At 54.4% G+C, this 25,444-nt stretch carries 28 protein-coding genes; 17 read left to right on the top strand and 11 right to left on the bottom strand.

Annotated features, from left to right (window positions below):
- Positions 1 to 3: 3 nt before the first annotated feature.
- The 6 genes from CTZ24_RS13445 to CTZ24_RS13420 all read left to right on the top strand — a co-directional run bounded on the left by CTZ24_RS13445 (position 4) and on the right by CTZ24_RS13420 (position 4,864).
- Positions 4 to 942 (top strand): NAD-dependent epimerase/dehydratase family protein, encoded by a 939-nt coding sequence (locus CTZ24_RS13445; RefSeq protein WP_021184407.1) that lies wholly within the window; start codon positions 4 to 6, stop codon positions 940 to 942.
- A 1-nt stretch (position 943) separates the two neighbouring features.
- A complete protein-coding gene (locus CTZ24_RS13440) occupies positions 944 to 2,254 on the top strand; it encodes an NAD(P)/FAD-dependent oxidoreductase (protein WP_021184408.1) in 1,311 nt (436 codons plus the stop codon).
- Positions 2,251 to 2,640, top strand: a complete 390-nt coding sequence (locus tag CTZ24_RS13435; protein WP_036626490.1) for a GtrA family protein — start codon at positions 2,251 to 2,253, stop codon at positions 2,638 to 2,640. The genes CTZ24_RS13440 and CTZ24_RS13435 overlap by 4 nt, the downstream gene beginning before the upstream one ends.
- The gene (locus CTZ24_RS13430; protein ID WP_208723766.1) at positions 2,637 to 3,641 is read left to right on the top strand and encodes a lysylphosphatidylglycerol synthase transmembrane domain-containing protein; all 1,005 of its coding nucleotides are present in this window, start codon (positions 2,637 to 2,639) and stop codon (positions 3,639 to 3,641) included. The genes CTZ24_RS13435 and CTZ24_RS13430 overlap by 4 nt, the downstream gene beginning before the upstream one ends.
- A 93-nt stretch (positions 3,642 to 3,734) precedes the next feature.
- The gene (locus tag CTZ24_RS13425; protein WP_021184411.1) at positions 3,735 to 4,091 is read left to right on the top strand and encodes a KPN_00521 family repetitive protein; all 357 of its coding nucleotides are present in this window, start codon (positions 3,735 to 3,737) and stop codon (positions 4,089 to 4,091) included.
- Positions 4,092 to 4,207: 116 nt separating this feature from the next.
- The gene (locus CTZ24_RS13420) at positions 4,208 to 4,864 is read left to right on the top strand and encodes an epoxyqueuosine reductase QueH (RefSeq protein ID WP_208723765.1); all 657 of its coding nucleotides are present in this window, start codon (positions 4,208 to 4,210) and stop codon (positions 4,862 to 4,864) included.
- A gap of 9 nt (positions 4,865 to 4,873) precedes the next feature.
- Here CTZ24_RS13420 and CTZ24_RS13415 read toward each other — a convergent pair whose 3' ends face one another.
- Together CTZ24_RS13415 and CTZ24_RS13410 are read right to left on the bottom strand one after the other, a co-directional pair.
- Entirely contained in the window at positions 4,874 to 5,392 is a 519-nt protein-coding gene (locus CTZ24_RS13415) for a TetR/AcrR family transcriptional regulator (RefSeq protein WP_244633978.1), read from the bottom strand.
- A gap of 55 nt (positions 5,393 to 5,447) precedes the next feature.
- On the bottom strand, positions 5,448 to 5,705 hold the full coding sequence (locus CTZ24_RS13410; RefSeq protein WP_021184414.1) for a YdgH/BhsA/McbA family protein: 258 nt from the start codon (positions 5,703 to 5,705) through the stop codon (positions 5,448 to 5,450).
- On the opposite strand from CTZ24_RS13410, the gene CTZ24_RS13405 reads away from it, so the two are divergent.
- Entirely contained in the window at positions 5,704 to 6,036 is a 333-nt protein-coding gene (locus CTZ24_RS13405; RefSeq protein ID WP_208723763.1) for a hypothetical protein, read from the top strand. The two genes, CTZ24_RS13410 and CTZ24_RS13405, sit on opposite strands and share 2 nt — an antisense overlap.
- Before the next feature lie 75 nt (positions 6,037 to 6,111).
- Here the strand turns inward: CTZ24_RS13405 and mgtA are convergent, their stop codons facing one another.
- A complete protein-coding gene (gene mgtA / locus CTZ24_RS13400; protein WP_208723762.1) occupies positions 6,112 to 8,835 on the bottom strand; it encodes a magnesium-translocating P-type ATPase in 2,724 nt (907 codons plus the stop codon).
- Positions 8,836 to 9,547: 712 nt separating this feature from the next.
- Between mgtA and CTZ24_RS13395 the strand changes: the two genes are divergently transcribed.
- The 5 genes from CTZ24_RS13395 to CTZ24_RS13375 are packed head-to-tail and all read left to right on the top strand — an operon-like array spanning position 9,548 to position 14,515.
- Positions 9,548 to 11,116 (top strand): ABC transporter substrate-binding protein, encoded by a 1,569-nt coding sequence (locus CTZ24_RS13395; RefSeq protein WP_021184417.1) that lies wholly within the window; start codon positions 9,548 to 9,550, stop codon positions 11,114 to 11,116.
- The gene (locus CTZ24_RS13390; protein ID WP_208723761.1) at positions 11,116 to 12,168 is read left to right on the top strand and encodes an ABC transporter permease; all 1,053 of its coding nucleotides are present in this window, start codon (positions 11,116 to 11,118) and stop codon (positions 12,166 to 12,168) included. Before CTZ24_RS13395 ends, CTZ24_RS13390 begins: the two co-directional genes overlap by 1 nt.
- On the top strand, positions 12,165 to 13,022 hold the full coding sequence (locus CTZ24_RS13385; RefSeq protein ID WP_208723760.1) for an ABC transporter permease: 858 nt from the start codon (positions 12,165 to 12,167) through the stop codon (positions 13,020 to 13,022). The genes CTZ24_RS13390 and CTZ24_RS13385 overlap by 4 nt, the downstream gene beginning before the upstream one ends.
- Positions 13,012 to 13,845 (top strand): ABC transporter ATP-binding protein, encoded by an 834-nt coding sequence (locus CTZ24_RS13380; protein WP_021184420.1) that lies wholly within the window; start codon positions 13,012 to 13,014, stop codon positions 13,843 to 13,845. The genes CTZ24_RS13385 and CTZ24_RS13380 overlap by 11 nt, the downstream gene beginning before the upstream one ends.
- Entirely contained in the window at positions 13,838 to 14,515 is a 678-nt protein-coding gene (locus tag CTZ24_RS13375; RefSeq protein WP_021184421.1) for an ABC transporter ATP-binding protein, read from the top strand. Before CTZ24_RS13380 ends, CTZ24_RS13375 begins: the two co-directional genes overlap by 8 nt.
- Before the next feature lie 57 nt (positions 14,516 to 14,572).
- Here the strand turns inward: CTZ24_RS13375 and CTZ24_RS13370 are convergent, their stop codons facing one another.
- The 3 genes from CTZ24_RS13370 to CTZ24_RS13360 are packed head-to-tail and all read right to left on the bottom strand — an operon-like array spanning position 14,573 to position 17,136.
- A complete protein-coding gene (locus CTZ24_RS13370; protein ID WP_021184422.1) occupies positions 14,573 to 15,358 on the bottom strand; it encodes an ABC transporter ATP-binding protein in 786 nt (261 codons plus the stop codon).
- The gene (locus CTZ24_RS13365; RefSeq protein WP_208723759.1) at positions 15,358 to 16,203 is read right to left on the bottom strand and encodes an ABC transporter permease; all 846 of its coding nucleotides are present in this window, start codon (positions 16,201 to 16,203) and stop codon (positions 15,358 to 15,360) included. The genes CTZ24_RS13370 and CTZ24_RS13365 overlap by 1 nt, the downstream gene beginning before the upstream one ends.
- 21 nt (positions 16,204 to 16,224) lie before the next feature.
- Entirely contained in the window at positions 16,225 to 17,136 is a 912-nt protein-coding gene (locus CTZ24_RS13360) for an ABC transporter substrate-binding protein (protein ID WP_235056588.1), read from the bottom strand.
- Positions 17,137 to 17,402: 266 nt separating this feature from the next.
- Here CTZ24_RS13360 and speG point away from each other — a divergent pair, with 266 nt between their 5' ends.
- Positions 17,403 to 17,948 (top strand): spermidine N1-acetyltransferase, encoded by a 546-nt coding sequence (gene speG / locus CTZ24_RS13355; RefSeq protein ID WP_021184425.1) that lies wholly within the window; start codon positions 17,403 to 17,405, stop codon positions 17,946 to 17,948.
- A 39-nt stretch (positions 17,949 to 17,987) separates the two neighbouring features.
- On the opposite strand, the gene CTZ24_RS13350 is transcribed toward speG, so the two are convergent.
- The 5 genes from CTZ24_RS13350 to CTZ24_RS13330 form a co-directional block, all read right to left on the bottom strand.
- Entirely contained in the window at positions 17,988 to 18,407 is a 420-nt protein-coding gene (locus CTZ24_RS13350; protein WP_021184426.1) for a peptidase associated/transthyretin-like domain-containing protein, read from the bottom strand.
- A 96-nt stretch (positions 18,408 to 18,503) separates the two neighbouring features.
- Positions 18,504 to 19,439 carry a homocysteine S-methyltransferase gene (gene mmuM / locus CTZ24_RS13345; RefSeq protein ID WP_021184427.1) on the bottom strand — a complete coding sequence of 312 codons (936 nt, stop codon included), beginning with the start codon at positions 19,437 to 19,439 and terminating at the stop codon, positions 18,504 to 18,506.
- Entirely contained in the window at positions 19,429 to 20,844 is a 1,416-nt protein-coding gene (mmuP, locus tag CTZ24_RS13340) for an S-methylmethionine permease (protein WP_208723758.1), read from the bottom strand. Before mmuP ends, mmuM begins: the two co-directional genes overlap by 11 nt.
- A 133-nt stretch (positions 20,845 to 20,977) precedes the next feature.
- Positions 20,978 to 21,316, bottom strand: a complete 339-nt coding sequence (locus tag CTZ24_RS13335) for a DUF2002 family protein (protein ID WP_021184429.1) — start codon at positions 21,314 to 21,316, stop codon at positions 20,978 to 20,980.
- A gap of 191 nt (positions 21,317 to 21,507) precedes the next feature.
- Entirely contained in the window at positions 21,508 to 21,861 is a 354-nt protein-coding gene (locus tag CTZ24_RS13330; protein ID WP_021184430.1) for a DUF2002 family protein, read from the bottom strand.
- Between the two features lie 149 nt (positions 21,862 to 22,010).
- Between CTZ24_RS13330 and CTZ24_RS13325 the strand changes: the two genes are divergently transcribed.
- From CTZ24_RS13325 to nrdE, 4 genes are all read left to right on the top strand, one after another.
- Entirely contained in the window at positions 22,011 to 22,325 is a 315-nt protein-coding gene (locus CTZ24_RS13325) for a DUF883 family protein (RefSeq protein ID WP_021184431.1), read from the top strand.
- Positions 22,326 to 22,670: 345 nt separating this feature from the next.
- Complete coding sequence (locus tag CTZ24_RS13320; RefSeq protein ID WP_021184432.1) at positions 22,671 to 22,913, top strand: redoxin NrdH; 243 nt, start codon at positions 22,671 to 22,673, stop codon at positions 22,911 to 22,913.
- Between the two features lie 4 nt (positions 22,914 to 22,917).
- Positions 22,918 to 23,352: a class Ib ribonucleoside-diphosphate reductase assembly flavoprotein NrdI gene (nrdI, locus tag CTZ24_RS13315; protein WP_208725556.1), complete on the top strand. Its 435-nt coding sequence runs from the start codon at positions 22,918 to 22,920 to the stop codon at positions 23,350 to 23,352.
- Positions 23,301 to 25,439, top strand: coding sequence for a class 1b ribonucleoside-diphosphate reductase subunit alpha (nrdE, locus tag CTZ24_RS13310; RefSeq protein WP_208723757.1), 2,139 nt, complete (start codon positions 23,301 to 23,303; stop codon positions 25,437 to 25,439). The genes nrdI and nrdE overlap by 52 nt, the downstream gene beginning before the upstream one ends.
- Positions 25,440 to 25,444 lie beyond the last annotated feature (5 nt).

Here is a 25,444-nt window from a genome sequence, read left to right as displayed (position 1 = left end):
ATTTTGTTGCAGAAAAAGATAATACTTTCTGGCGGGGCTGGTCTGGTCGGTCAAAATTTGGTGGCCCGACTCAAGGCAAAAGGCTATTCAAACATTGTTGTTCTCGACAAGCATCGTACTAATCTGGACGTGCTGAAACGAGTTCAACCCGACATCACTGTCGAGTATGCCGATCTTGCCGAACCCGGCCAGTGGCAGCAGCACTTCGTAGGGGCGGATGTCGTGGTGATGTTACAGGCTCAGATTGGCGGTAACGATTATCAGGAGTTCGTGCGAAACAATATTGATTCGACCCGCCTCCAACTGGAAACCATCAAAGCGAACAACGTACCCTACATGGTACAGATCAGCTCCTCGGTCGTGGAATCGGTCGCTGATGATTTCTATACCAACACCAAAAAGGAACAAGAGAAAATGGTGTTAGAATGTGGTATTCCCTGCCCCATTCTGCGCCCCACCTTGATGTTTGGCTGGTTTGATCGCAAACACCTGGGCTGGTTATCACGCTTTATGAAGAAGGTCCCCGTGTTTCCGATCCCTGGGGATGGTCGCTACATGCGACAGCCACTTTATGTCGGAGATTTTGCCAATATCATTATCAGCTGCATCGAGAATGGCATTCGCGATGGCGTGTATAACATCTCAGGCCATGAAAAAATCGACTATATCGACATGATTCGCGAGATTAAACGCGCAATTCGGGCCAAAACGATAATTTTACGCATTCCATATTCTCTTTTTTATGCCTTGCTGTGGGTATGGGGCAAGTTTGATAAAAACCCGCCTTTTACCACCCAACAACTGGCGGCTTTAACGGCGAAGGATGAGTTCGAGGTGATTGATTGGCCCGGTATTTTCGGTGTTCCTTACACCCCTTTCAGTGCGGCTGTGGAAGAAACCTTTAACGATCCGCGCTATAGCGGTGTAGAGCTGGAGTTTTAAGATGGGACAACGCATTGCGGTGTTGGGCGCGGGTCCAATGGGTTTAGCAGTAGCCTACCAGTTAGCGCTTGATGGTCATCAACCCGTGCTTTTTGAAGCAGACGATCGTGTGGGTGGCATGACCGCGACATTTGATTTTAGTGGTCTGGATATTGAACGCTACTACCACTTTCATTGCATCTCTGATCATGCCTTTTTGCAGGTACTTGAAGAATTAGGCATTGCCGATCAGATGAAGTGGACGGAAACCAAGATGGGCTACTGGTATCAGGGACGTTTGCAGCCCTGGGGTAACCCGGTTGCCCTGCTCAAATTCCGTGGTTTAAGCCTGATGGCTAAATTCCGCTATGGCTTACATGCTTTCCTGTCGACCAAACGCGACGACTGGCGTCCACTGGATCATGTGGAGGCAAGTGGCTGGATCAAGCGCTGGGTGGGTGCAGAGGCCTGGGAAGTTTTGTGGCGCCGACTTTTTGACTACAAGTTCTACGACTATGCCCAAGGTTTGTCAGCAGCCTGGATTTGGAGCCGTATCCGTCGTATTGGCCGTTCCCGTTACAGTTTGTTCCGTGAGAAACTGGGTTACCTTGAAGGGGGTTCAGCCACGCTGTTAACCGCACTGAAAAGTGCCATCGAGGCCAATGGTGGCGAAATAAGACTGAAGTCACCTATCGAGAAGGTAGTCATCAACAATGGCAAGGTGGCTGGCGTGCAAGTAGCTGGTCAGCTTGAATCCTTCGATAAGGTGATCAGCACCATTCCGCTGCCTTATGTCTCTAAACTTATGCCAGATTTACCCTCAGATCTGTTGGCTAAATTCAGTGCCACCAAGAACATCGCGGTGGTCTGCGTAATTGCCAAACTCAGAAAAGCAGTAACAGAGAACTTCTGGTTGAACACCAATGACCCGGAGATGGATATCCCAGGCCTGGTGGAGTACACGAACCTGCGTCCACTCGACCAACATGTCGTGTATGTGCCGTTCTATGTGCCGGGCGAGCATCCCCTGTATGCTGAGTCTGATGAGGCTTTCCTGACTAAAGTGCGCAACTATCTCAAGAAGATCAATCCGTCGCTGACTGATGATGATTTTATTGACATGCGTGCCAGCCGTTATCGCTACGCACAGCCGATCTGCGATCCCGGATATCTGGAAAAATTGCCTCCAGTCGCCTTACCCGTGCAGGGACTGTGGGTGGCGGATACCTCTTACTACTACCCGGAAGATCGCGGCATTTCAGAAAGTATCGGATTTGGCCGACAAATGGCGAAGATGGCCACCCCGGAAAACAAGGAGTCTCCTCAGCCATGATCTCGCCACAATTCCTGCGATTTCTAGTCGCTGGAGGAATCGCTGCCGCAGCTAACTTTGGTTCACGATTCGTCTTTAGTATGTTTGTCGGCTACGGCTTCGCGGTTTTTTTTGCTTACCTGGTCGGTATGCTGGTGGCTTTTCTGCTGATGCGCGGGCATGTTTTTAATGCAAGTCAGGGCCCGCTCGCACCACAGGTATACAAGTTTGTGGCAGTGAACGTTTTGGCCGTTATTCAGACATTGGCGATCAGTCTGCTTCTGGCTCGCTGGTTGTTGCCATCGGTTGGCATCGTGGATCATGCCGAAGCGATAGGCCATTTGGCCGGTGTGCTGGTACCGGTGGTGACCAGCTACTTTGGCCATAAGCTTTTAACCTTTCGATGAACAAGTTCTTTACTCGACTCCAGGGTGCGCTGCATGAGCGGCGCATCATTCGCGCCATTGTCTGGTTTGTCACTATTGGAGTAATGCTTTATCTGGCGGCTGTTTTCTGGTCCGGGTGGCAGTCGACGGTAGAAGCATTCTCTGCGCTAGGACTTCAGACGTTGGTGATCAGTGCCGTTCTGTCGAGTAGTTCTTATTTATGGCGCTTCGGACGGTGGGAGTATTCTCTTCATTGTCTCGATAATGTCGTCCCCAGATTTACCCATCTCGGCATTTATATGTCCGGGCTTGCCTTGACGGCCACACCAGGGAAATCCGGCGAAACTTTTCGTTCTGCTTTGTTGGTCCCGCACGGCGTGAAGGTTACGCACAGCCTCGCCACGTTCCTTGTTGACCGAGGGTCAGATGTATTGGGGATGATTTTGCTGGGTATGCTGGCCGCCATGACGGCAGGGCAGTCGCTGGCTTGGGTATGGCTGTTGGCGTTCGCTGCTATTCTGCTGGGGAGTTGCGTCTTTGCATACGCCCTTTCACACCCTATGGTCAGTACCGGCTGGAACCGACTGGGTCGTGCAGTGACATGGTTGCCAATCAAAGGTGGGCAAGCGACGCTTGAAGCCTGGGCTCAAGTGTGGAAACCCACCAGAGTTTCGGCTTTCTCGGTTGTCGCGATGGTAGCTTATGGCACGCAGGCTCTGGTCTTTGCCTGGTTCTGCCAGATCCTGGGAACGGGCATTTCAAGCGCTGACTGCGTGTTAATCTTTGTGCAGGCAACGTTGTTCGGCGCAGCAAGTATGATACCAGCCGGACTTGGCGTCATGGAGGCCGCACTGGTTTTTCAGTTGGTGGCGCATGGTGTCAGCGATGGTACGGCGATGTCTCTTGCCATCTCAATTCGTCTGGTAACGCTATGGTTTGGGATGTCATTGGGTGCGCTCTCTTTGTTGCTGTTGTCGGGTCGGGACCTGAGCTCAAAACAAGGCCCCACCAGAACACGATGATTCATTTACAGTTTATTCCTAAAGCCAGATGTTATTGAGCGTGCCATTGTTAACTACAGTCATAACAATGATGACTTTGATGAGGGAATATTCATGAAAAAGACAATTATCGCTTTATCAACATTTCTGCTGGCTTCGTCGGCATTTGCCGCTACCACACACGCAACAGATAACGATGTGGCCAATGCACAGGCTGGCGCAAATACGGCTAAAGAGAAACTGCATCAGGCCCAGGATCAGGGCGCTGAGCTGAAACTCAAGTCCAAACATGCCGCTGAAGGAAAGAGCGACAGCCTGAGCAGCAAAGCCAGCGAAGGGACGCAAAAAGCCTGGCATAAAACCAAAGAAACCACGGAAAAAGGTGTGGATGCCACCAAAGAAGGTGCGCAAAAAGGCTGGAACAGCACCAAAGAAGGTGCCAGCGAACTGAAGAAAAAAGTGACCGAATAATGCTCACAGAGGCCGCAGCGAATGCGGCCTTTTTTATTGCCATAATCCTCAATTTTGCTTCCCGACGACATAGCGCTTACACTGGTGTTTTCCATTCATAACCATTAATCATTCTTATGTCAGACACCTTCACTCGCCAACCTCTTCCCCTGCCAAATGGTCACAACAAAGTGCTGCTGCACTCCTGCTGCGCGCCATGTTCAGGTGAAGTGATGGAAGCGATGCTGGCCTCCGGTATCGACTACACCATCTTTTTCTACAATCCGAACATTCATCCGCTGAAAGAGTACGAACTGCGCAAAGAGGAGAATATCCGCTTCGCCGAACAGTTTGGCGTACCTTTTGTTGATGCAGATTATGACAAAGACAACTGGTTTGAACGCGCGCGCGGTATGGAGTGGGAACCGGAGCGTGGGGTGCGTTGTACCATGTGTTTTGATATGCGTTTCGAACGCACAGCGCTGTATGCTTATGAACATGATTTCCCGGTGATTACCAGTTCCCTCGGCATCTCTCGCTGGAAAAACATGCAGCAAATCAACGATTGTGGCGTACGAGCCGCAGCGCGCTATCCCGACATGTTGTATTGGGAATTTAACTGGCGCAAAGGTGGTGGCTCGGCACGTATGATTGAAATCAGCAAGCGCGAACGTTTTTATCAGCAGGAATACTGCGGCTGTATCTATTCGCTACGCGATACCAATCGCCATCGCGTGGCCAGTGGCCGTGAACGCATTGAAATAGGCGTACAGTATTACCAGCCAGATGAATAAAGCCAAAGATTAACTTTGCAGGATGCTGGTGAAAAAACGCTGCACCAGCGCCGCATTCGGTTTTTTCCCTTCCTGAATGATGGAACGTAACAGCCAGGCGTCGGTAAAGGCGACTACCGCCTCGGCTTGCTGCGCAGTCAGTGCAAAATGTTGCTGTAAAATGTGCTGGTGGCTGGCAATCCATGCGGCAGCAGCCTGACGCAGACGTGGACGCGATACTGCCGCCACAAATAACGCGTATTCACAAATTAGCCTTTCGCGTTCATCCAGAGTCCAGAAAAGAAATTGGGTTAGTTGCTGCGCGACAGAGTTTTCTTCCATTGCAGCAAACCACGCGTGCGTCTGCTGCGTAAAGCTCTCCACCGCCCGTTCAATTACCGCCGCATGCAGTTCATCCAGGTTTTTAAAATGATAGGTGACGGTGCCTGGTGAAATCGCGCACTGTTCAGCCACCGCACGGTGAGTACAGGCATGCAGTCCCTCCAGGCGGATAATCATCGCCGCATGATGCAAGATCGAATCACGCATCTGTTCACCACCGGCGCGCCCTGCCCTTTTTCCGTCACCTGACATTTGGCTCACCTTATTTCAATAGCTCGGCAGTGCCTGAAAAGGTGTTCTTACCATTGGCAGAAGTGATATGAAATGCCGACGCACCGGCAAGGTCAGCTTTCTGCCCCAGTGCAGCCACCAATTCATCCAGATTACGGGCACCGCTGGCGCTGATATGCCCAACCACCTGTTGCGTACCAGGCATTATCACTTCCGTCGCCGCCAGAGAAGAAGCACTGACTGCAACCAGCGCGCCCGCCATCATCATTTTCACAAGGATATTTTTCATGTTTGCTCCAATTAACAGGGAAATGTTGGAGCGCATGGTAGAGCGGTACTCAGACAAACATAACCCCGCCCCGCTGACAAACTTATTCACTAATATTGAACAACCAAACACAACAAAATTACCGTACATCGTACAAATTTCAGCACTAAAACCCAACCATAAGCTGAATGACATGGTTATGCAGCCAAAACCTCTGCTAATCGTACTGGCGTACAACCAAATCGTGTCAAGCCTTCTCGATATGCAGCAAAAAAAAGCAGCGTTTCGCGCGGAAACGCTGCTTGATAAAAAGCCCAAATGGTTAAATTCGTTAGCGAATCACCACGGTTAACAGCACAATCACCACCATGATGATCAGGCAATGGCACACCACTTTATCCAGTTTGCGCATCATGCCTCCCTGGGGTTAGAACCACTGACCAAAACGTTTGATGTAGAGGGTTTTCATTCCCTGGGCAACCAGGCAGTAACCCAGCAAGGTGGCGACCAGCCACGGGAAGTAAGCCCACGGCAACGGGACCAGTCCCACCATGGCACCAAGCGGTGAGAACGGCAGCAATATCCCCGCTACCATCACACAGGCCGTCGTCAGCAGCACCGGTAACGCTGCGCGGCTCTGAATAAACGGGATCTTTTGCGTACGCAGCATATGTACCACCAGCGTCTGCGACAGCAATCCCTCGACAAACCAACCGGACTGGAACAACGACTGCATGGCCGGAGAATTAGCGGCAAACACATACCACATCACCGCAAAGGTGGTGATATCGAAGATCGAAGATGTCGGCCCAATCCACAACATAAAACGTTTGATGTTGCGCGCATCCCATTTACGCGGTTTACGCAGAAACTCGCGGTCCATTTTGTCCCACGGTAGTGCCAGCTGCGAGACGTCATACATCAGGTTCTGAATCAACAAATGAATCGCCAGCATTGGCAGGAATGGAATGAACGCACTCGCCACCAGTACCGAGAACACGTTGCCAAAGTTAGAGCTGGCGGTCATGTTGAGGTACTTAATGATGTTGCCGAAGGTTTCACGTCCTTTCATCACCCCCGCTTCCAACACCATCAAATCTTTTTCCAGCAGGATAATGTCAGAAGACTCCTTGGCGATATCTGCCGCACTGTCCACCGAGATGCCAACGTCGGCATCGCGCAGTGCCGGAGCATCATTGATACCATCGCCCAGAAAGCCTACGGTATGATCCTGCTGCTGCAAGGCTCGCAAAATGCGCGATTTTTGTAACGGCGTCAGTTTGGCAAACACCGCGCTACGTGCAGCAACTGTTGCCAGCTGCTCATCGTTTATTGCCGCGATATCATCGCCGGTGACAATGGTGCCGCAGTCGATGCCCACCTGCTGGCAAATACGCGCCGTGACCACCGGATTATCCCCGGTCAACACTTTCACGCTGACACCATTCTCCTGAAGCGCGGTGATGGCTTTCGCAGCGCTCTCTTTAGGCGGATCGAGGAACGTCAACAACCCTTCCACCGTCAACCCCTGCTCATCTGCCACGCTCAACGCATGTTGTAAGCCCGGATCAGGCAGCACACGACTGGCTACCAGCAAGACCCGGAATCCTTGTTGGTTGTACTGATGAGCCAGCGCCAGTAGCTCCGCACGGCGGGTTTCATTAAGTGGCTGGATCAGTTTGCCTTCACGTTCAGCGACGGAAATGCTCAACATCTCTTCCACCGCGCCTTTACAGATCAACAGTTGCTGGCCGAGACGACGATCGCCCACCACCACCGAGACACGGCGACGGACAAAATCAAACGGCAACTCATCCACTTTGCTGTAATAATCGGCCACCGCATGGCTGACGCGGGTTTCACCGTAGCGCAGAATCGCGCGATCCATCAGGTTGGGCGTGCTGCTCTGATAGTGGCTGTTCAGCCAGCTCAGCATCAGAACGCGTGAGTTCTCGACACCAGCGCAATCCAGATGATGCTCCAGAATGATGTTGTCCTGGGTCAGTGTGCCGGTTTTGTCAGTACACAGGATGTCCATCGCCCCGAGGTTCTGAATCGCGTTCAGACGCTTCACAATCACTTTGCGGCGCGACATGGCGATGGCCCCTTTCGCCAGATTGGAGCTGACAATCATCGGCAACATTTCCGGCGTCAGACCCACCGCCACCGCCAGCGCGAACAGGGTGGCATCCAGCCAGTCGCCTTTGGTCAGGCCATTGATCAGCAGCACCACCGGCACCATCACCAGCATAAAGCGAATCAATAACCAACTGACGCTATTCACCCCCCGGTCAAAGGCAGTTTGCGTCCGGTTGCCAACAATGGATTTCGCCAGGCTGCCAAAATAGGTTTCTTCACCGGTTGCCACCACCACCGCTTTGGCGGTGCCGCTGGAGACATTGGTGCCCATCAGGCAGACGCTACCTAACTCCAGCAAAGATGCGCCCTGCTGGCTTTCGCTGCTGCTTTTACTCGCCACATTGCCGGTGACATCATATTTTTCTACCGGCAGCGATTCGCCAGTCAGAATCGCCTGGCTGATAAACAGATCGCGTGAATCCAGCAGGCGCACATCAGCCGGGACCAGATCACCGGCAGACAGCCAGATAATGTCCCCTGGCACCAGCGTGGTGATATCCACTTCCTGTTTGCGGGCGGGTTGCTGTGCCGATTCACGACGCTGCACCGTGGCAGTGGTGCGAACCATCGATTTCAATGCCTGGGCGGCTTTATTGGTGCGAAACTCCTGCCAGAAGCGCAGCAAACCGCTGAGCGTTACCATCGTTACAATGATGATGACACCGGTAAGGTCAGTCTCCTCCCCACGACGCGCGGGCAGCCAGAAATCGGTAACGAAACTCACCAACGCCAGTACCATCAGGACATAGATAAACGGGTTGTTGAATGCCTGGACCAGTTGCACCAACGCCGGTGGCGCTTTGTCATGAGCCACCTGGTTGTAGCCAAATACCGCGAGGCGCGCTTCGGCTTCGTTGTGGCTCAGCCCCTCGGCATCGCTGTGCATGCGCGCGAGGGTTTCGTTGGCGGTGTAAGCCGCTTCTTCTTCAATCAGATAGCGAGGAGTTTTCTGGCGTGGTGGACGTGCCAGATTCAGCACACTTTTTTCATTATTGAGTTTCATGTCAGTCATCGTGACATTCCTCTTTTTTACGGCGATAAATATCCCTGCATGTCAGGCATGCATTATTGGGGTGCAAATTAACGGCTAAAGGTTATTTAGAAAAAAATAACCTGTCGGGAATTTTCATATATCCTCCCGGAAATACAGAATAAACAACCCACCTGCCTCACAGGCAAGAAGCTGAACTTAAAATGTGGGTCTGCACACGACAGGCGCAGTAAAACTCAGCACACTGAAGATCAGTGTGCGCACCGAGGTGGAGGGAAAAGTGCGTGTAAAATCATATGCATGACGTCAACCCCCGAGCATTAGCCCGTAGCAAATCCATATAAAGGGGAACAATCGTCAGAAATGAGAGAGGATTGCTGCCCGCCGACTCCGGCAAGCAGCAACAAAAGAATTCGCGCGTCAGCTTGCCTTGTGTAATGTTAAATAAGGGTGACTGTCCAACTGAATTCTCCTGTTTGAAGTTGCGGCCATTATATTCCCGAGTCGGGTATTGTAAAGTTAATTATTCGGCCATCGGCTTCCGTTTAATTTCCGTTGTAAATTGCCGGATACGCCGCAGCCGAATGTTAAGGTTTCGCAAATCCGTTAACCTCCTTATAACCGTAACGCTAGTCTTAGAACAGATAAGCATATGCATAGCCAATAATTGACTATTCTTCATGGCAGCGCTTTCGTAAACTCGCGTTACTTTTTTATAAGGCAAGGAAATCACATGAAAAAAATAATCCCCTCCCTGCTGGCGTTATCGATGGTAGCCGCATTCACAACGCAAGCCGCCACCCCGAAAGATACGCTGGTGATTGCCCAATCTACCGACGATGCCGACAGCTTTGACCCGGCGAAAGGTTTTGAGCTGACCACGGTGCAGGCGTTTACTAACCTTTATCAACGTCTGGTCCAGTCTAATCCGCAGAATCCGACCGAACTGCAACCGACACTCGCCACCTCGTGGCAGCCAGGCAGCGACAACCGCAGCCTGACCTTTGAACTGCGTAAAGATGCCAAATTCTCCAGCGGCAACCCGCTGCGCCCGGAAGATGTGATCTTCTCGCTGGGCCGCGTAGTGAAACTAAACCTCGATCCATCCTTTATCCTGACCCAGTTGGGCTGGAACAAAGACAACGTCGACAGTTTCCTGACCAAAGTCGACGATAACCACGTCAAAATCAGCTGGAGCGCCAACGTCAGCCCGGCCTACGTGCTGAGCCTGCTTTCGGCACCGGTTTCTTCGATTGTTGATGAGAAAACCGCGCTGGCGCATGAAAAGAATGGCGACTTCGGTAATGGCTGGCTGGCGACCAACTCCGCAGGCAGCGGTCCGTATCAGATCCGCAAAGTGGTACTGCATGAAGTGGTGCTGCTGACGGCTAACCCAACCTCGCCGGCTGGCGCGCCAAAACTGAAAAATATTCTGATCAAAAACGTGCCGGAACCGGCCGCCCGTCGTCTGCTGCTGGAACAGGGTGATGTGGATATCGCACGTAACCTCGGCGCTGACCAGATCGCCGCGCTGAAAGGCAAAGCGGGCGTCAAAACCGAAGCCATTCCGATGGCCTCGCTTTACTACATCCAGTTCAACGTCGGTTCCGATCCGGTGCTGAAAAACCCGGCCCTGTGGGAAGCAGCACGTTACCTGTTCGACTACAAAGGTATCGCTAACGACCTGCTGAAAGGTCAGTTCGAAGTGCACCAGACCTTCCTGCCGAAAGGTTTCCTTGGCGCGCTGAACGATACCCCGTACAGCTACGATCCGGAAAAAGCCAAAGCGATTCTGAAGAAAGCCGGTCTGACCAACGTCAGCTTTACCCTCTCCACCAGCAACCAGCCGCCGTATCTCGACATTGCTCAGGCGTTGCAGGGCAGCTTTGCCAAAGGTGGCGTGAAAGTTGAAGTCCAACCGGGCCTCAGCTCTGAAGTCTCCACCAAAGTGAAGGCGCATCAGTACCAGGCCACGCTGAATGCCTGGGGTGCAGACTACTTCGACCCCAACACCAACGCCGCCTCTTTTGCTTACAACCCGGAAGATGGCAGCAAAACCATCGCTTACCGTTCCGACTGGCATATCCCGGAGCTGAGCAAGCAAACGCTGGCGGCCACCGCCGAGAGCGACAACAACAAACGTGTTGAGCTGTACCAGGCAATGCAGCGTGAAGTGTTGAAGAACTCACCGTATGTCATCGGCTTGCAGGCACGTAACCTGATTGCGTTACGCGATAACCTGAAAGGCTATGTGCAGGGGATCAACCCGGATATGGTGTATTACTCACAGGTCACCAAGTAATGGCGGCGTCAGCCCCACAGGCCGGGTCCGCCCGGCCACTCTGGCAACGCACCAGCCGATTGCTCACCAGCCTGCTGTCGTTGCTGGTGACGCTGATCGGCCTGCTGGCCTTTACCTTTATGCTGTCGCATCTGTCGCCGGTCGATCCGGTACAACAGATCGCGGGCGATCACGCCAGTGAAGCCACCTATGCCCAGGTGCGGCACGATCTCGGTCTCGATCAACCGGTGCTGGTGCAGTTCTGGCGTTATATCAGCCATCTGGCACAGGGTAATCTTGGGCTGTCCCACCTGACCAATCAGCCGGTAAGTGCCGACCTGATGCGCACCTTCCCGGCCACCATTGAGCTGGCAACCTGTTCGATGATTTTTGCCGCCGTGTTCGGCGTGGCGCTGGCATTGCTGGCTGCATGGAAACCGGGCAGCATCATCGACAACGTGGCACGTTTTATTTCACTGCTTGGCTACTCGGTGCCGGTGTTCTGGCTCGGCTTGCTGGGCCTGCTGCTGTTTTATGCCGTGCTGCACTGGTCTGCCGGACCAGGACAGTTAGACGACATCTGGATTTATACGCTGGAGCCAAAAACCGGCTTCGTACTGATCGACAGCTGGCTGTCGGGCGATCCTGAGATGTTCCGCAACGCCATTGCCCATATCTGGCTGCCGGTGGTGATCCTCGGGCTGCTGGCGATGGCAGGGATTACGCGCCTGTTGCGTGCCGCGCTGCTGGAAGAGAGCAGCAAGGAGTACGTTATCCTGGCGCGCGCCAAAGGTGCTGGCCGCACACGTATTCTGCTGCGCCATATCTTTCCTAACGTGCTGGGCACGCTGATTACCGTTATCGCCCTCTCATACGCCACCTTGCTGGAAGGTTCGGTGCTGACTGAAACCGTTTTTGCCTGGCCTGGTGTTGGGCGTTATATGACCAATGCCTTGTTCTCCGCCGATGTTCCGGCGATTCTCGGCGCCACCTTGCTGATTGGCAGCTGCTTTATCCTGCTCAACGCCGTGGCCGACGCCCTGACCTGGTTAACCGATCCGAGAACCCGATGACTCAACAACTCTCTGAACTGGAAACGTTACGTCCACGCCGCAGCCGTCGCCGCATCACCTCCCTCAGCATCGGTTTAACGCTGGTGGGAATTCTGCTGGTGATGGCGATCTTTGCCCCGTGGCTCGCCCCTGACGATCCCAATGTGCAAACCATCGGTATGCGTCTGCTGCCCCCTTCGGCCGCCCACTGGTTTGGCACCGATGGTTTTGGCCGTGACCTGCTGTCGCGCGTGATTTACGGTACGCGCCCAACGCTGATGCTGGTGACGCTGATTTTGGTGCTAACCATTCCGGTGGGTCTGCTGGTCGGTATCACCGCCGGTTACGTTGGCGGCTGGACTGAACGCGTTTTGATGCGCATTACCGACATCTTTCTCTCGCTGCCTAACCTGGTGATCGCTCTGGCGTTTGTCGCCATGCTTGGCCCCGGCCTGATGAATGGCGCATTGGCGCTGGCGCTCACCAGTTGGCCGCCATTTGCCCGTCAGGCGCGTGCTGAGACTCTGGCACTGCGCCGCAGTGATTACCTCGCCGCAGCGCGTATGCAAGGCATTACCGGCCTGCGTCTGATGTTTGGTCATATTCTGCCGCTCTGCCTGCCCACCGCCGTGGTGCGTGCTGCGCTGAGTCTCGGTGGCATCATTCTTTCCGCTGCCGGTTTGGGCTTCCTTGGTATGGGCGTGCAACCGCCGACCGCCGAATGGGGTTCGATGGTGGCCGAAGGCAGTAAAGTGATTTTCGACCAATGGTGGGTCGCCGCTGCGCCTGGCGGGGCTATTTTACTTGCCAGCCTGGCATTTAACCTGACAGGCGATGGCCTGCGCGATCAACTGGATACCCGTCATGCCAAATAATCTGTTAATTGATGCGCAGGGACTGACGATCCGTAGTGACGATGCCCTGCTGGTCGATAACATTCACTTGCAGCTGGGCCGCGAACGCGTGGCGCTGGTCGGCGAATCCGGCTCGGGTAAATCCCTCACCGCCCGCACCCTGATGGGCCTGCTGTCGCCGTCGCTGCATTTGCAGGCCGAACGTTTGCAGGTGGTTGGAGAAGATGCGTTGCAGATGCGTGAGCGTGACTGGAGCCGACTGCGCGGTAGCAAGGTGGCGATGGTGATGCAGGACCCGAAATATGCCCTCAATCCCACGCGCACCATTGGCTGGCAGGTGGAGGAACCGCTGGTGTTGCACCATCGTCTGAGCCGCGCCGAGCGCAAAGAGAAGGTGTGCGAGATGCTGGATGCGGTGGGCCTGCCCGATCCGCGCCAGCTGATGAAGCGTTATCCCCACCAGCTCTCCGGTGGTATGGGGCAGCGCGTGATGCTGGCGATTGCGCTGATCACCGATCCCGAACTGCTGATCGCTGATGAACCGACCTCTGCGCTCGATCATGCAATGCGCGATCAGGTACTGGCGCTGATTCGCCGTCTGGTGGAACAACGCAATATGGGGCTACTGCTGATCAGCCACGATCTGCAACAGGTGTCGGAACACTGCGAACGGGTGATGGTGATGTACAAAGGCCGCCTGCTGGATACGCTGCCAGCGGCGGAGTTGTCCCACGCCAGCCATCCTTATACCCGCACGTTGTGGGCCTGCCGCCCGAGCAAAGCCACTCATGGTACAGCACTGCCGGTGCTGGATCGTGCCGCCCTGGAGCAGAAGCATGATTGAGTTATCCAACCTGAGCGTCTCCCATAAGCAGGGCTACGAGCTGCGTACCGTGGTGCATGACGTCACCCTTAACGTGAAGGCTGGCGAGTGTTTTGGCCTGGTTGGCCCTTCTGGCTGCGGCAAATCATCGTTGCTGTGGGTGATTGCCGGTCTGAATCCCCACTGGTCCGGCAGCATGGCGCTGGCAGGCACCCGCGTGCAGCCCGGTAAGCCCTTTACCGGCCAACTCCGCCGCGATGTGCAGATGGTGTTTCAGGACCCCTATGCTTCGCTGCATCCACGCCACCGGCTGCGTCGCACCCTGGCCGAGCCGCTGAAGATGCTGAAATACGACCATATCGATGATCGTATTAACGAGGGCTTTCGCCATGTCGGTCTTGATCCGGCATTGGCGGATCGCTATCCACATCAGTTGTCCGGTGGTCAGCGCCAGCGCGTGGCGATCGTGCGCGCCCTGCTGTTGCAGCCGAAGATCCTGTTACTGGATGAGCCGACGTCGGCGCTGGATATGTCGGTCCAGGCAGAAATCCTTAACCTGCTGAACGAGCTGAAGCGCGATGATGGACTGACGATGGTGCTGGTAAGCCACGATCCCGATGTCATCGACCATATGTGCGATCGTGCGGCGCGTATGGCTCAGGGGCGGATTGTTGAACAGTTAAGTGCATAAATTTCCGTCGCGGCGCGATTTATCGCGTCGCGACGGGTGGATTCATCGCGCAATCCATTAATGCGCCATCGTTTGCAGCGTTTCGCTGCGAATCGACTCCGTTATCTCCGCCTTCAGCGTCATAAATTCCGGTGAGGTTTTGATGGTGTAATCCCGTCCACTGTTAAAGTTCACCGCCACTTCCTGCTTGATGCGACCCGGCCTGGCACTGAAAATCGCCACTTTGTTCGCCATAAAAATCGCCTCGTCGATATCGTGGGTAACAAACAGTACCGTCTTACGCGACTGCTCCCACACCGATAACAACAGTTCCTGCATCATCACGCGCGTCTGATTATCCAGCGCACCGAACGGCTCATCCATCAACAACACTTTGGGATCGTTCGCCAACGCGCGGGCAATGGCGGTACGCTGCTGCATCCCGCCTGATAGCTGGCGCGGATAGTGCTGTGCAAAACCGCGCAGACCCACCTGCTGGATATAGTAATCGCTGCGTTCTTTCTGCTGCGCCGTGCTTAAGCCCCGCTCACGCAGGCCGAAGCGAATGTTCTCCTCCACCGTCAGCCACGGGAACAGCGTGTAGCTCTGGAACACCATGCCCCGGTCAGCGCCAGGGCCATCGACCGGTTGTCCATCCAGCCAGATCTCCCCGCGCGTGGGGGTATCCAGCCCGGCGATAATGCGCAGCAATGTTGATTTTCCACACCCCGATGGCCCAAGAATGGTAATGAAATCATTCTCTTCCACCTGATAATGAATCGGTTGCAGCGCCTGGGTTTGTTCGCCTTTCGGCCCGGTAAAGACGCGCTCCACTCCGCGTACATTCAGCTTGCTGTGCTTCATCACAGGTTACTCCATGCAAACAAGCGCCGGTTGGCGACTTTGAACAGATAATCCGACACCAGACCGATACAACCAATCACAATGATGCCAAAGATAATTTGCCCGGTATTCAACAGCGCCTGGCTGTCGACGATCATATGACCGATGCCGCTTTCCGAGCCGATCAGCTCCGCGACGATGACGTAAGTCCAGGCCCAGCCCAGTACCAGCCGCAACAGCTCCGCAATGCCTGGAGCGGCGCCAGGGATCAACACCCGACGCACGATCGAGCGATTGCTACACCCCAGCGTGTAGGCCGCTTCGACCAGATCGCGCCGCGCGCTGCTGACAGTGACCGCCACCATCAACACAATCTGGAAAAAGGAGCCGATAAAGATGACGAGGATCTTTTGCATCTCACCAATACCGGCCCACAGGATCAGCAGCGGCACAAACGCCGACGCTGGCAGATAACGGCAGAAGGAGACAAAAGGTTCGAGAAAGGCTTCCCACATTTTGTACGCGCCCATCATGATGCCGAGCGGCACACCTATCAGCGCCGCCAGCAGAAACCCGGCCAGTACACGCATCACCGTCATACCGATATCCAGCGAGAAATTATATTCGGTGAACAGCGATACGCCCTGCTCCAGCATGGTGATCGGATCGGCCAGGAAGGTAGGCGAAACCATGCCACTGAAGGTCACCAGCGCCCACACCGCGACAAACAGCACAAAGAATCCCACGCCGAGGCCAATTCTCAGCCGGGTTGAGATCGCTTTCAACGGCACCATCAGCGGATTGTGCCAGCGACGTGGCGCATCCGGCAGTGCCTCGGGTGGCGTTACGGGTTGGCTTTTACTCATCTCCATCTCCTGTCTCCCTGATTACTGCACGAAGCTGGCGTCGTACAGGCTTTTCACGTCCGGCATTTTCTTGATCACACCGGCACGCAACAGCAGCTTGCCCGCTTCATCGCTAAAGCTTTCGATCTCACCATTAAAGAATTTTTTGTTCTCTTCCGGGCCTGCCCAACGCAGGTAGCTGGCAGATTCGGCAAACTCTTTACCGCTGGATTTCACCGCCGCACCCATGATTTCGTTCGATTTATCTGGCTGTTGTTTGATCATCTCCAGCGCATCGTAGTAGCTCGCCACCAGCGCTTTGGCTGCCTGTGGATGCTCTTTCAGGAAAGTTGGCGTGCAGCCGAGGGTATCCATCACCATCGGGTAGTCGAGGGTAGTGGCAAGGATTTTGCCGGATTTCGGTTGATTACGGATCACCGACAGATAAGGTTCATAGGTTACCGCCGCATCGTTTTGCCCGGCCGCGAATGACTGAGCCGCGGCCTGCGGTGCCATAGTCGCCAGATGGACGTCTTTCATCGTCAGGCCGTTTTTATCCAGCATCCACGCCAGCAAGAAGTAGGGTGACGTGCCCGGCGCATCAACCGCAATGGTTTTGCCTTTCAGGTCTTTGATGCTGGTGATGTCGCTACGGGTTGCCAGACCATCAGCGCCGTAGGATTTATCCAGCTGGACGATCTGTTTAATCGGCACACCGGCTGCATTCCACGAAATATAGGTTTCTACCGTGGTTGCCGCGCACTGAATGGTACCCGATGCCACCGCCAGATGACGGCTGCTTTGCGGGATCATTTTTACATCAACATCAAGGCCATGTTTTTTGAAGATTCCGGCTTTGTCGGCCAGGGTCAGAGGCGCAAATCCGGTCCAGCCGGAGATACCGATTGCCACTTTAGTGTCGGCTGCCTGGGCGCTCAGCACGCCTCCTAACATCACTGCTACGGTTAACGCACGAACTGCATGTTGCACTGGCTTACCCATCTTCCACTCCTGTCAAAAAGGTGATGAAAAACAACAGTTGTATAGGCTTATCTATACAAGCAAAGCAATGGCTGTGCCAGAAAGGAGATTGAGTCTGTGCGGTGGCGCACGCGGATGATCCGAAAATGCGCTGCACCGTCACAGAGCAAGTTTGCAAACGTAACAACCACTTTGGTGCAGCTATACTCGCCACATCTCAGTCAAAAAAGGAATGCCGTATGACGGTCAAATTGCGTCCGCTGGAGCGGGAAGATCTGCACTTTGTGCACCAGTTAGATAACAACGCCAGCGTGATGCGTTACTGGTTCGAGGAGCCGTATGAGGCCTTTGTTGAGCTTTCGGACCTGTACAACAAACATATTCATGATCAGACCGAACGCCGTTTCGTGGTTGAGCATGATGGACAAAAAGCCGGGCTGGTGGAGTTGGTCGAGATTAATCACGTCCATCGTCGCGCTGAGTTTCAGATCATTATCGATCCGGCGCATCAGGGCAAAGGTCTGGCAAGCCAGGCGGCGAAGCTGGCGATGGATTACGGATTTTCGGTGTTGAATCTCTACAAACTCTACCTGATTGTCGATCAGGAGAATGAGAAGGCCATCCACATCTACACCAAGCTGGGATTTGAGGTGGAAGGGGTGCTGAAACACGAGTTTTTTATCAACGGCGCCTACCGCAACACCATCCGTATGTGCATCTTTCAGCAGCAGTACCTGGCGCAGCATAAAACGCCGGGGGCGATGGTGAAACCAACCGCCCAGTAGCGGCGCGATTTATCGCGCCACTACGGTTCTTGCGTACCATTAACCGCGCGCGCCCACTGGGTTCAGGAAAGGTTTAGGGTTGGCTGGCTTCAGGTCATACATGCCACCGTAGAAGGGATCGACCAGCAGCCAGCCAGGGAAACCAAGCAACGGAATATTACCCAGCAGATACCATAAATTGGCGCTGCCCTCGATCGGCATCGTCACCGGCACATAGCCCGGTCTTTCCAGCATCACCTGATAATGTTTCTTGCCAAAATAACGACCGGTGGATTTCGCCAGCTCAACGTTTTGCGGCGTAAAGCCCTGCGCCACGGCATGGCCGGTCTCATCCTGCACGGTAAAACGCGCGCCTTGTGGCACGGAGTCGATTCGTACCGATTGCGTTTCGGTGCCAACAATGGTCGCACAGCCGCTTAACAGTAGCGCGCAGGCAGGAAGGAGATGTCGCAGGTTCATAGCAGGTCCGCTTCAGAGTCAGAAGGGACAGTCTAAACTGCCCTCCCGCCCTTTTCACTCGCCTCAATCGCGCTATCAGTGGCGCTTTTCTGCGCTTTATTGCGGTTGACAACAGGCAGCAATCGCCGCGATATCCTGTGGCGTGGTGCGACAGCAACCGCCAATCAGGCGTGCACCAGCCTGTTGCCATTCGGGGAATTTGTCGTGCAACGTGCAACCCGACGGGGCCGAATGCCAGGTTTTACTGGTGGCATCGTACTGTTCGCCGGAATTGGGATAAACCAGCAACGGTTTGTCGCACAGCGCCTGCAAGGTGCGCAGCGCGGGCGTGACGCTCTCCAGCGCAACGCAGTTGATTCCCACCGCCACCACCTGTGGAGCCGCGTTGAGCAACGCCGCAACCTCGTTCAGCGGGGTGCCATCGCTGATATGATTTGCGTCACGCAGCGTAAAGGAAAACCAGGCACTGCTGTCCGGGAACTCCGCCAGCAGGCTGACCAGCGCCTGCGCTTCGGCAAATGATGGCAAGGTTTCACACGCCAGCAGATCCACACCCGCTTCAAGCAAGGCGGCAACGCGCGGGCGATGGAAGGCTTTCATTTCAGCCTCTGGCAGCGCGTAATCACCACGATATTCCGCGCCATTGGCGAGAAAAGCTCCGTAGGGACCAACCGAACCGGCCACCAGCAGCGGTGCTGCCGTGCCTGATGCTGCGCGATAATCATCACGCGCCCGTTGTGCCAACGCGGCACTTTGCTGAATCAGCGTACGAGACTGAGCTTCATCCAGGCCGCGTTGCGCAAAGCCCTGCGGTGTGGCCTGATAGCTGGCGGTAATGGCGCAATGGGCGCCTGCGGCGAAGTAGTCGTAGTGCACCTGATAGATCAGTTCAGGGTTTTCCATCAACACCTTCGCCGACCAAAGCGTATCAGCCAGATTACAGCCTCGCGCTTCCAGTTCGGTTGCCAGTGCACCATCAAGAATCAGGGTATCGGTTTGAGATAGCGCCTGCGCTACCGGGTTACGCCACATCGTTGGCCTCCTCAGCCTTCAGAGATGATTTACGTCGTTGCGTGACATGGTATGCGGCATAGCAGAAGAGAACAAACGGAATCCCGCACCACAAGGCAATCCGCTGTGACGGGTCGAAAGCCAGCCCAACACATGCCAACAGGCACAGCAGAAAGCCGAGAATCGGCGTCAGTGGGTAAAGTGGCGCTCGATACACCAGATCTTTCAGCGAACCGCCCTGCTGCACATGATGGCGACGGAACATAAAGTGAGATGCGCAGATACTGAGCCACACGGCCACCACGGCAAAACCGGAGATGGCTGACAACGCAACGAAAACGGTATCGGGGGCAATCACGCTGGAGAATAACGCCAGCAGGCCGCCAATCATGCTGACGGTAATCGCCAGCACCGGGATGCCACGACGATTCACGCGGGCAAAACAGCGCGGCAAGGTGTTTTCATTGGCCAGTGACCACAGCATACGACCCGAGGCGTACAAGCCGGAATTTGCGGCCGACAGGATGGCGGTGAGAATCACGAAGTTGAAGATATCCGCCGCCCAGGGAATGCCAATCTTCTCGAATACCAACACAAACGGGCTTTTCACGATCCCCGCCTGATCCATCGGGATCAACGCGGCCAGTACCAGCACGGTGCCGATAAAGAACACAATCAGACGAGCGACCGTGGTGCGGATCGCCAGCGGCAGGGCTTTTTGCGGCTGTTCGGTTTCACCGGCGGCAATGCCAATCAGTTCGGTGCCTGAGAAGGCAAAGTTGACGGCGACCATAGTCATCAGAATCGGCAGCGTGCCATGCGGCAGCCAGCCGGATGCGGTGAGGTTATGCAAGCCAGGTGCAGCACTGCCATCCTTCATCGGGATAAAACCAAACATCGCCCCGGCACCGAGAATGATAAAGGCGACAATGGTGATGACCTTGATAATCGAGAACCAGAACTCGCCTTCGGCAAAGAAGCGCGTTGAGACAATATTCAGCAAATAGATGGCGACGCAGAACACCAGGCACCAGACCCAAACCGGGATGCTCGGGAACCAGTACTGCATACAGAACCCGGCGGCGGTCAAACTGGAGCCGAGGGCCACCGTCCAGGTCAGCCAGTAGAGCCAGGCCACGGTATAACCGGTGGCCGGACTCAAATAGCGCGCGGCATAGACATGGAAAGCACCGGTTTCCGGCATGGCAACGGCCAACTCGCCGAGGCATACCATCACCAGCCACACCACCAGCGCACCAATCAGATACGCCAGTAGCGTACCGGCGGCACCGGTGGTGGAGATGATATAACCGGTATTAAAGAACAGACCTGTGCCGATCACACCGCCGAGCGACAGCATCACCAGATGCCGTACTTTCATGGTGCGCTTAAAGTTTTCCTGCGAAGGATTTTGCTCGCTTTGCATTATTTTTATCCATATGGACGTCTAAACATCTACATGGATACAGGGTTATACGCGCCAGCGCGTCGAAATGCAACGTGGCAAAAGGTAAGGATTTTGTTGGAAGGGTGCGGCCCCGCGATGGCGGGGCGCAGCGTCAGCCGCCGAAGACACCTTGCAGATAGCGCTCCAGCGCAATACGCGAACTAAAGCCGTGCGGGATACCGTAATGTTCCTGGTTATCGCCTGCCAGATAGAGAGGAAACTGCGTATAGTGATCGCAGGTTTTCATTTCTGATGCCGGTTCAGCAAAGTTCAGACTTTTCTCTTTCAGCGTGGGATGAATGATCAGGGCCGTACGCCCCATGCGGGCTTCACGGTTGACGTAGACATAATTGTCGCCACGACGATAACCATAGATTTTGGGCGTAAGGGTATCCATTTCGAACCCTGCTTTTTCCAGTACGCGCGCTACCTCATCTGGTCGTAAATACATGCTTGCTCCTCTCTTCTTAGCCTCGCAACCTTACAACAGCCGTGCTGCACAAGGCATTCGGAATTTTCCATAAAGCCAGGTTAAAACCTGCCATCACTGGCAACTCGTCTGCATTAAGTATTACGTTTTAATTTAAAGGGAGCGAAAAATGTTTAGCCAGATTGGCAAAATGTTCCCATCGCTGCCGCAAATTAACGGAGCTCGCTCGAGCCACCGTAGATGCACTGCAAATAGCGCTTCAGAGATGCACGCGAGGTAAAGCCGTGAGCGATACCGTAATGCTCCTCCGTTTCGCCCGCCAGATAGAGCGGAAACTGCGTGTAGTGATCGCAGGTTTTCATCTCTAAAGCAGGTTCAGCGAAGCCCAGGCTGCGTTCTCTCAGCGTAGGGTGAATGACGAGTGCGGTGCGCCCCATGCGCGCTTCGCGGTTGACGTAGACATAGTCCTCGCCACGGCGATAACCAAAAATTTTGGTGGTAAGGGTATCCACTTCGAAGCCTACCTTTTCCAGTACGCTCGCTACCTCATCCGGTCGTAAATACATGATTGTTCCTCTGTTATAAAAGTCGCGCAACTTTACACAGCGGGGAAAAACGGGACATCCGGAATTGTCCCGAAAGTCAGGAGAAAATCTGCGTTTGATCGCGATTCGTCTACACTAAGTCTTACGTTTTAAAGTAAAGGGAGCGAAAAATGTTTAACCGAACCAGTAAAAACGAGGCCTCTGATATCAATCAGGATGTGAACGAGCTGGCTGATTCGCTGGAAGCATTGCTGAAATCGTACGGCAGCGAAGCCAAAGATGAAGTGGAAAACGCACGCAGTAAAGCACAATCGCTGCTGAAACAGACGCGCGCGAAACTGAACGGTAACAACCGGGTTTCCCAGGCCGCGCGTGACGCGAGTTACCAGGTTGATGCGTATGTACATGATAAACCCTGGCACGGTGTCGGCATTGGTGCCGCGGTCGGTCTGGTGATTGGTGCGCTGCTGGTCTCGCGCCGCTAATCCACATTGTAATCCCGTAGCGGCGCGATTTATTGCGCGATAAATCGCGCCGCTACGGTCCGGTCATTGTTCAAATTTGCAGCAGCGCTTGCCTTAATCACCCCGCCCTCACCCTTCACAAAAATTTTTTTTCCTCGCAAAGGCGCATGATCCCTGGTCTTAGGCCAATTCTGAGGCTTCAAATCACAAACCCATATATATAGTGGGCTTGACCACAACAACCACTACATCTAGTATTTGCTTCATCAGTTCACTACCAGATGTCGGCAAGGATGAGGCTCGCAGCAAAAGGATTTTTTGCTTCGTATCTCGCATCCTGACCATACCAAGAGGGAAATACGAATCATGCGCATTATTATTTACACCAAGAACAATTGTGTCCAGTGCAATGCAACAAAAAATGCCATGGACCGTAATGGCATCGATTACCAACTGATTAACCTCGATGCTCAGCCTGAAGCTATCGACAACCTCAAATCCCTTGGCTATCGCCAGGTGCCGGTGGTGATGACTCACGATGATCACTGGAGCGGCTTCCGTCCCGATAAAATCGCCAGCCTGCGCCAGCTCGCTGCTGTCGGGGGATAAGGCGATGTTTCCACTGGTGTACTTTTCCAGCCAGTCGGAAAACACGCACCGATTTATCATACGTCTGGGCCTGCCTGCACGACGAATACCCATCGACAGCACGCAGCGCCTGCATATCGACCAGCCCTACATTCTGGTGGTGCCGAGCTATGGCGGCGGCAGTGCCAGAGGGGCGGTGCCCGGACAAGTGATCCAATTCCTCAATGATGAAGCTAACCGACGCGGTATCCGCGGGGTGATTGCTGCCGGCAACCGCAACTTCGGAGCGGGATTCTGCCTGGCAGGCGACATCATTGCGCAGAAATGTCAGGTTCCCTATCTCTACCGCTTTGAGTTGATGGGAACCCCCGACGATATCGCTAATGTAAAAGCGGGAGTGACCCAATTTTGGCAACGACAGACACCCTCAATGGCGCAGGACTTGACTACCACGCCCTGAACGCGATGCTGAACCTGTATGACGCCGATGGCCGCATCCAGTTCGATAAAGACCACGAAGCCACGCATCAGTTTTTCCTGCAACATGTTGCGCCCAATACCGTGCCTTTCGCCTCTGCGGCGGAACGCCTGCGCTATCTGGTGGCTGAAGGCTACTACGAAGCTGAGGTACTGAATCAGTACGATTTCGCCTTCCTGTGCCAGCTGCACGACGAAGCTGATGCCTGGGGTTTCCGTTTTCATACCTTCCTGGGGGCGTGGAAGTTCTACACCAGCTACACGCTGAAAACCTTTGACGGCAAGCGTTACCTCGAAACCTTTGAACAGCGCGCCTGCATGGTGGCGCTGACGCTGGCACGCGGTAACGAATCCCTGGCGCGCGAACTGCTGGCAGAGATGCTGAGCGGTCGCTTCCAGCCTGCAACGCCCACCTTCCTGAACTGCGGTAAACAGCAACGCGGTGAGTTGGTTTCCTGCTTCCTGCTGCGTATCGAAGACAATATGGAATCGATTGGCCGTGCGGTGAACTCCGCATTGCAGCTCTCCAAACGTGGCGGCGGCGTGGCATTTTTGCTGTCGAACCTGCGAGAGTCCGGCGCACCGATCAAGCGTATCGAGAACCAATCTTCCGGCGTGATTCCGGTTATGAAGATGCTGGAAGATGCGTTTTCTTACGCTAACCAACTGGGAGCACGTCAGGGTGCGGGCGCAGTGTGGCTGAATGCCCATCACCCGGATATCCTGCGTTTCCTCGATACCAAGCGTGAGAACGCCGACGAGAAAATTCGCATCAAAACGCTGTCCCTCGGCGTGGTGATCCCGGACGTCACTTTCCGTCTGGCAAAAGAAAATCGTGAGATGGCGCTGTTTTCGCCGTATGACGTGGAACGCATCTACGGTAAGGCTTTTGGCGACATCAGCATCAGCGAACATTACGATGAGATGCTGGCCGACGACCGCATTCGCAAAACCTTTATTCAGCCGCGTGATTTCTTCCAGACGCTGGCGGAGATTCAGTTCGAATCCGGCTATCCCTACATCATGTATGAGGATAGCGTCAACCGCAGCAACCCGATTGCCGGCCGCATCAATATGAGCAATCTGTGCTCGGAGATTTTGCAGGTCAACAGCGCCAGCGAGTTCCATGACGACCTGAGTTATCGCCGTGTCGGCAAAGATATCTCCTGTAACCTGGGTTCGCTCAACATCGCGCATGCGATGGATTCACGCAATCTGGCGCAGACCGTGGAAGTCGCGGTGCGAGCCCTGACTGCCGTGTCGGATATGAGCGAGATTAACTCGGTGCCCTCGGTGGCTGAAGGCAACCGCCGTTCACACGCGATTGGTCTTGGTCAGATGAACCTGCATGGCTATCTGGCGCGCGAAGGCATGGCTTACGGTTCACAAGAGGCGCTGGATTTCACCAATCTCTATTTTTACTGTGTCACTTATCATGCGGTGCGCACCTCTAACCTGCTGGCACAGGAGCGTAAACAGAATTTTGATGGTTTTGCACAATCCACCTATGCCAGCGGCGCGTACTTCGACAAGTACACCGAACGGGCCTGGCAACCGCGTACTGCACGGGTAGCGCAACTGTTTGCTGATGCTGGCATTGCCCTACCCAGCCAGGCTGACTGGCAGGCATTGCGTGAAGCGGTGATGACGCACGGTCTGTATAACCAGAATCTCCAGGCGATTCCGCCCACCGGTTCGATCTCATACATCAACCACGCGACCTCCAGCATTCACCCGATCGTGTCACGGATTGAGATTCGCAAAGAGGGTAAAACCGGCCGTGTTTACTATCCGGCCCCGTTTATGACCAATGACAATCTGGATTTCTATCAGGATGCCTACCAGATTGGCCCGGAAGCGATTATTGATACCTACGCCGAAGCGACCCAACACGTCGACCAGGGACTTTCTCTGACGCTGTTCTTCCGTGATGACGTCACCACGCGTGATATCAACAAAGCGCAGATCTACGCGTGGAAGAAAGGCATCAAAACGCTTTATTACATTCGACTGCGCCAGATGGCGCTTCAAGGCACTGAGGTGCAGGGCTGCGTCTCCTGCGCGCTGTGATGAAA

Source organism: Pantoea phytobeneficialis, assembly GCF_009728735.1.
Lineage (GTDB): Bacteria > Pseudomonadota > Gammaproteobacteria > Enterobacterales > Enterobacteriaceae > Pantoea > Pantoea phytobeneficialis.
Note: the sequence above shows the minus strand (reverse complement) of the source record. Positions and strands in the feature narration are given on the sequence as shown.

Coding starts and splice junctions, on each gene's coding strand:
- CTZ24_RS13425 (WP_021184411.1), top strand. CDS start 3,735: ATGAAAAAGACAATTATCGCTTTATCAACATTTCTGCTGGCTTCGTCG.
- nrdI (WP_208725556.1), top strand. CDS start 22,918: ATGTTTCCACTGGTGTACTTTTCCAGCCAGTCGGAAAACACGCACCGA.
- CTZ24_RS13335 (WP_021184429.1), bottom strand. CDS start 21,316: ATGTATTTACGACCAGATGAGGTAGCGCGCGTACTGGAAAAAGCAGGG.
- CTZ24_RS13380 (WP_021184420.1), top strand. CDS start 13,012: ATGCCAAATAATCTGTTAATTGATGCGCAGGGACTGACGATCCGTAGT.
- CTZ24_RS13330 (WP_021184430.1), bottom strand. CDS start 21,861: ATGTATTTACGACCGGATGAGGTAGCGAGCGTACTGGAAAAGGTAGGC.
- speG (WP_021184425.1), top strand. CDS start 17,403: ATGACGGTCAAATTGCGTCCGCTGGAGCGGGAAGATCTGCACTTTGTG.
- CTZ24_RS13435 (WP_036626490.1), top strand. CDS start 2,251: ATGATCTCGCCACAATTCCTGCGATTTCTAGTCGCTGGAGGAATCGCT.
- mmuM (WP_021184427.1), bottom strand. CDS start 19,439: ATGTGGCGTAACCCGGTAGCGCAGGCGCTATCTCAAACCGATACCCTG.
- CTZ24_RS13360 (WP_235056588.1), bottom strand. CDS start 17,136: ATGTTAGGAGGCGTGCTGAGCGCCCAGGCAGCCGACACTAAAGTGGCA.
- CTZ24_RS13415 (WP_244633978.1), bottom strand. CDS start 5,392: ATGCGTGATTCGATCTTGCATCATGCGGCGATGATTATCCGCCTGGAG.
- CTZ24_RS13375 (WP_021184421.1), top strand. CDS start 13,838: ATGATTGAGTTATCCAACCTGAGCGTCTCCCATAAGCAGGGCTACGAG.
- CTZ24_RS13405 (WP_208723763.1), top strand. CDS start 5,704: ATGTTTGCTCCAATTAACAGGGAAATGTTGGAGCGCATGGTAGAGCGG.
- CTZ24_RS13365 (WP_208723759.1), bottom strand. CDS start 16,203: ATGAGTAAAAGCCAACCCGTAACGCCACCCGAGGCACTGCCGGATGCG.
- CTZ24_RS13370 (WP_021184422.1), bottom strand. CDS start 15,358: ATGAAGCACAGCAAGCTGAATGTACGCGGAGTGGAGCGCGTCTTTACC.
- CTZ24_RS13420 (WP_208723765.1), top strand. CDS start 4,208: ATGTCAGACACCTTCACTCGCCAACCTCTTCCCCTGCCAAATGGTCAC.
- mgtA (WP_208723762.1), bottom strand. CDS start 8,835: ATGACTGACATGAAACTCAATAATGAAAAAAGTGTGCTGAATCTGGCA.
- CTZ24_RS13410 (WP_021184414.1), bottom strand. CDS start 5,705: ATGAAAAATATCCTTGTGAAAATGATGATGGCGGGCGCGCTGGTTGCA.
- CTZ24_RS13325 (WP_021184431.1), top strand. CDS start 22,011: ATGTTTAACCGAACCAGTAAAAACGAGGCCTCTGATATCAATCAGGAT.
- CTZ24_RS13385 (WP_208723760.1), top strand. CDS start 12,165: ATGACTCAACAACTCTCTGAACTGGAAACGTTACGTCCACGCCGCAGC.
- mmuP (WP_208723758.1), bottom strand. CDS start 20,844: ATGCAAAGCGAGCAAAATCCTTCGCAGGAAAACTTTAAGCGCACCATG.
- CTZ24_RS13350 (WP_021184426.1), bottom strand. CDS start 18,407: ATGAACCTGCGACATCTCCTTCCTGCCTGCGCGCTACTGTTAAGCGGC.
- CTZ24_RS13430 (WP_208723766.1), top strand. CDS start 2,637: ATGAACAAGTTCTTTACTCGACTCCAGGGTGCGCTGCATGAGCGGCGC.
- CTZ24_RS13320 (WP_021184432.1), top strand. CDS start 22,671: ATGCGCATTATTATTTACACCAAGAACAATTGTGTCCAGTGCAATGCA.
- CTZ24_RS13390 (WP_208723761.1), top strand. CDS start 11,116: ATGGCGGCGTCAGCCCCACAGGCCGGGTCCGCCCGGCCACTCTGGCAA.
- CTZ24_RS13440 (WP_021184408.1), top strand. CDS start 944: ATGGGACAACGCATTGCGGTGTTGGGCGCGGGTCCAATGGGTTTAGCA.
- CTZ24_RS13395 (WP_021184417.1), top strand. CDS start 9,548: ATGAAAAAAATAATCCCCTCCCTGCTGGCGTTATCGATGGTAGCCGCA.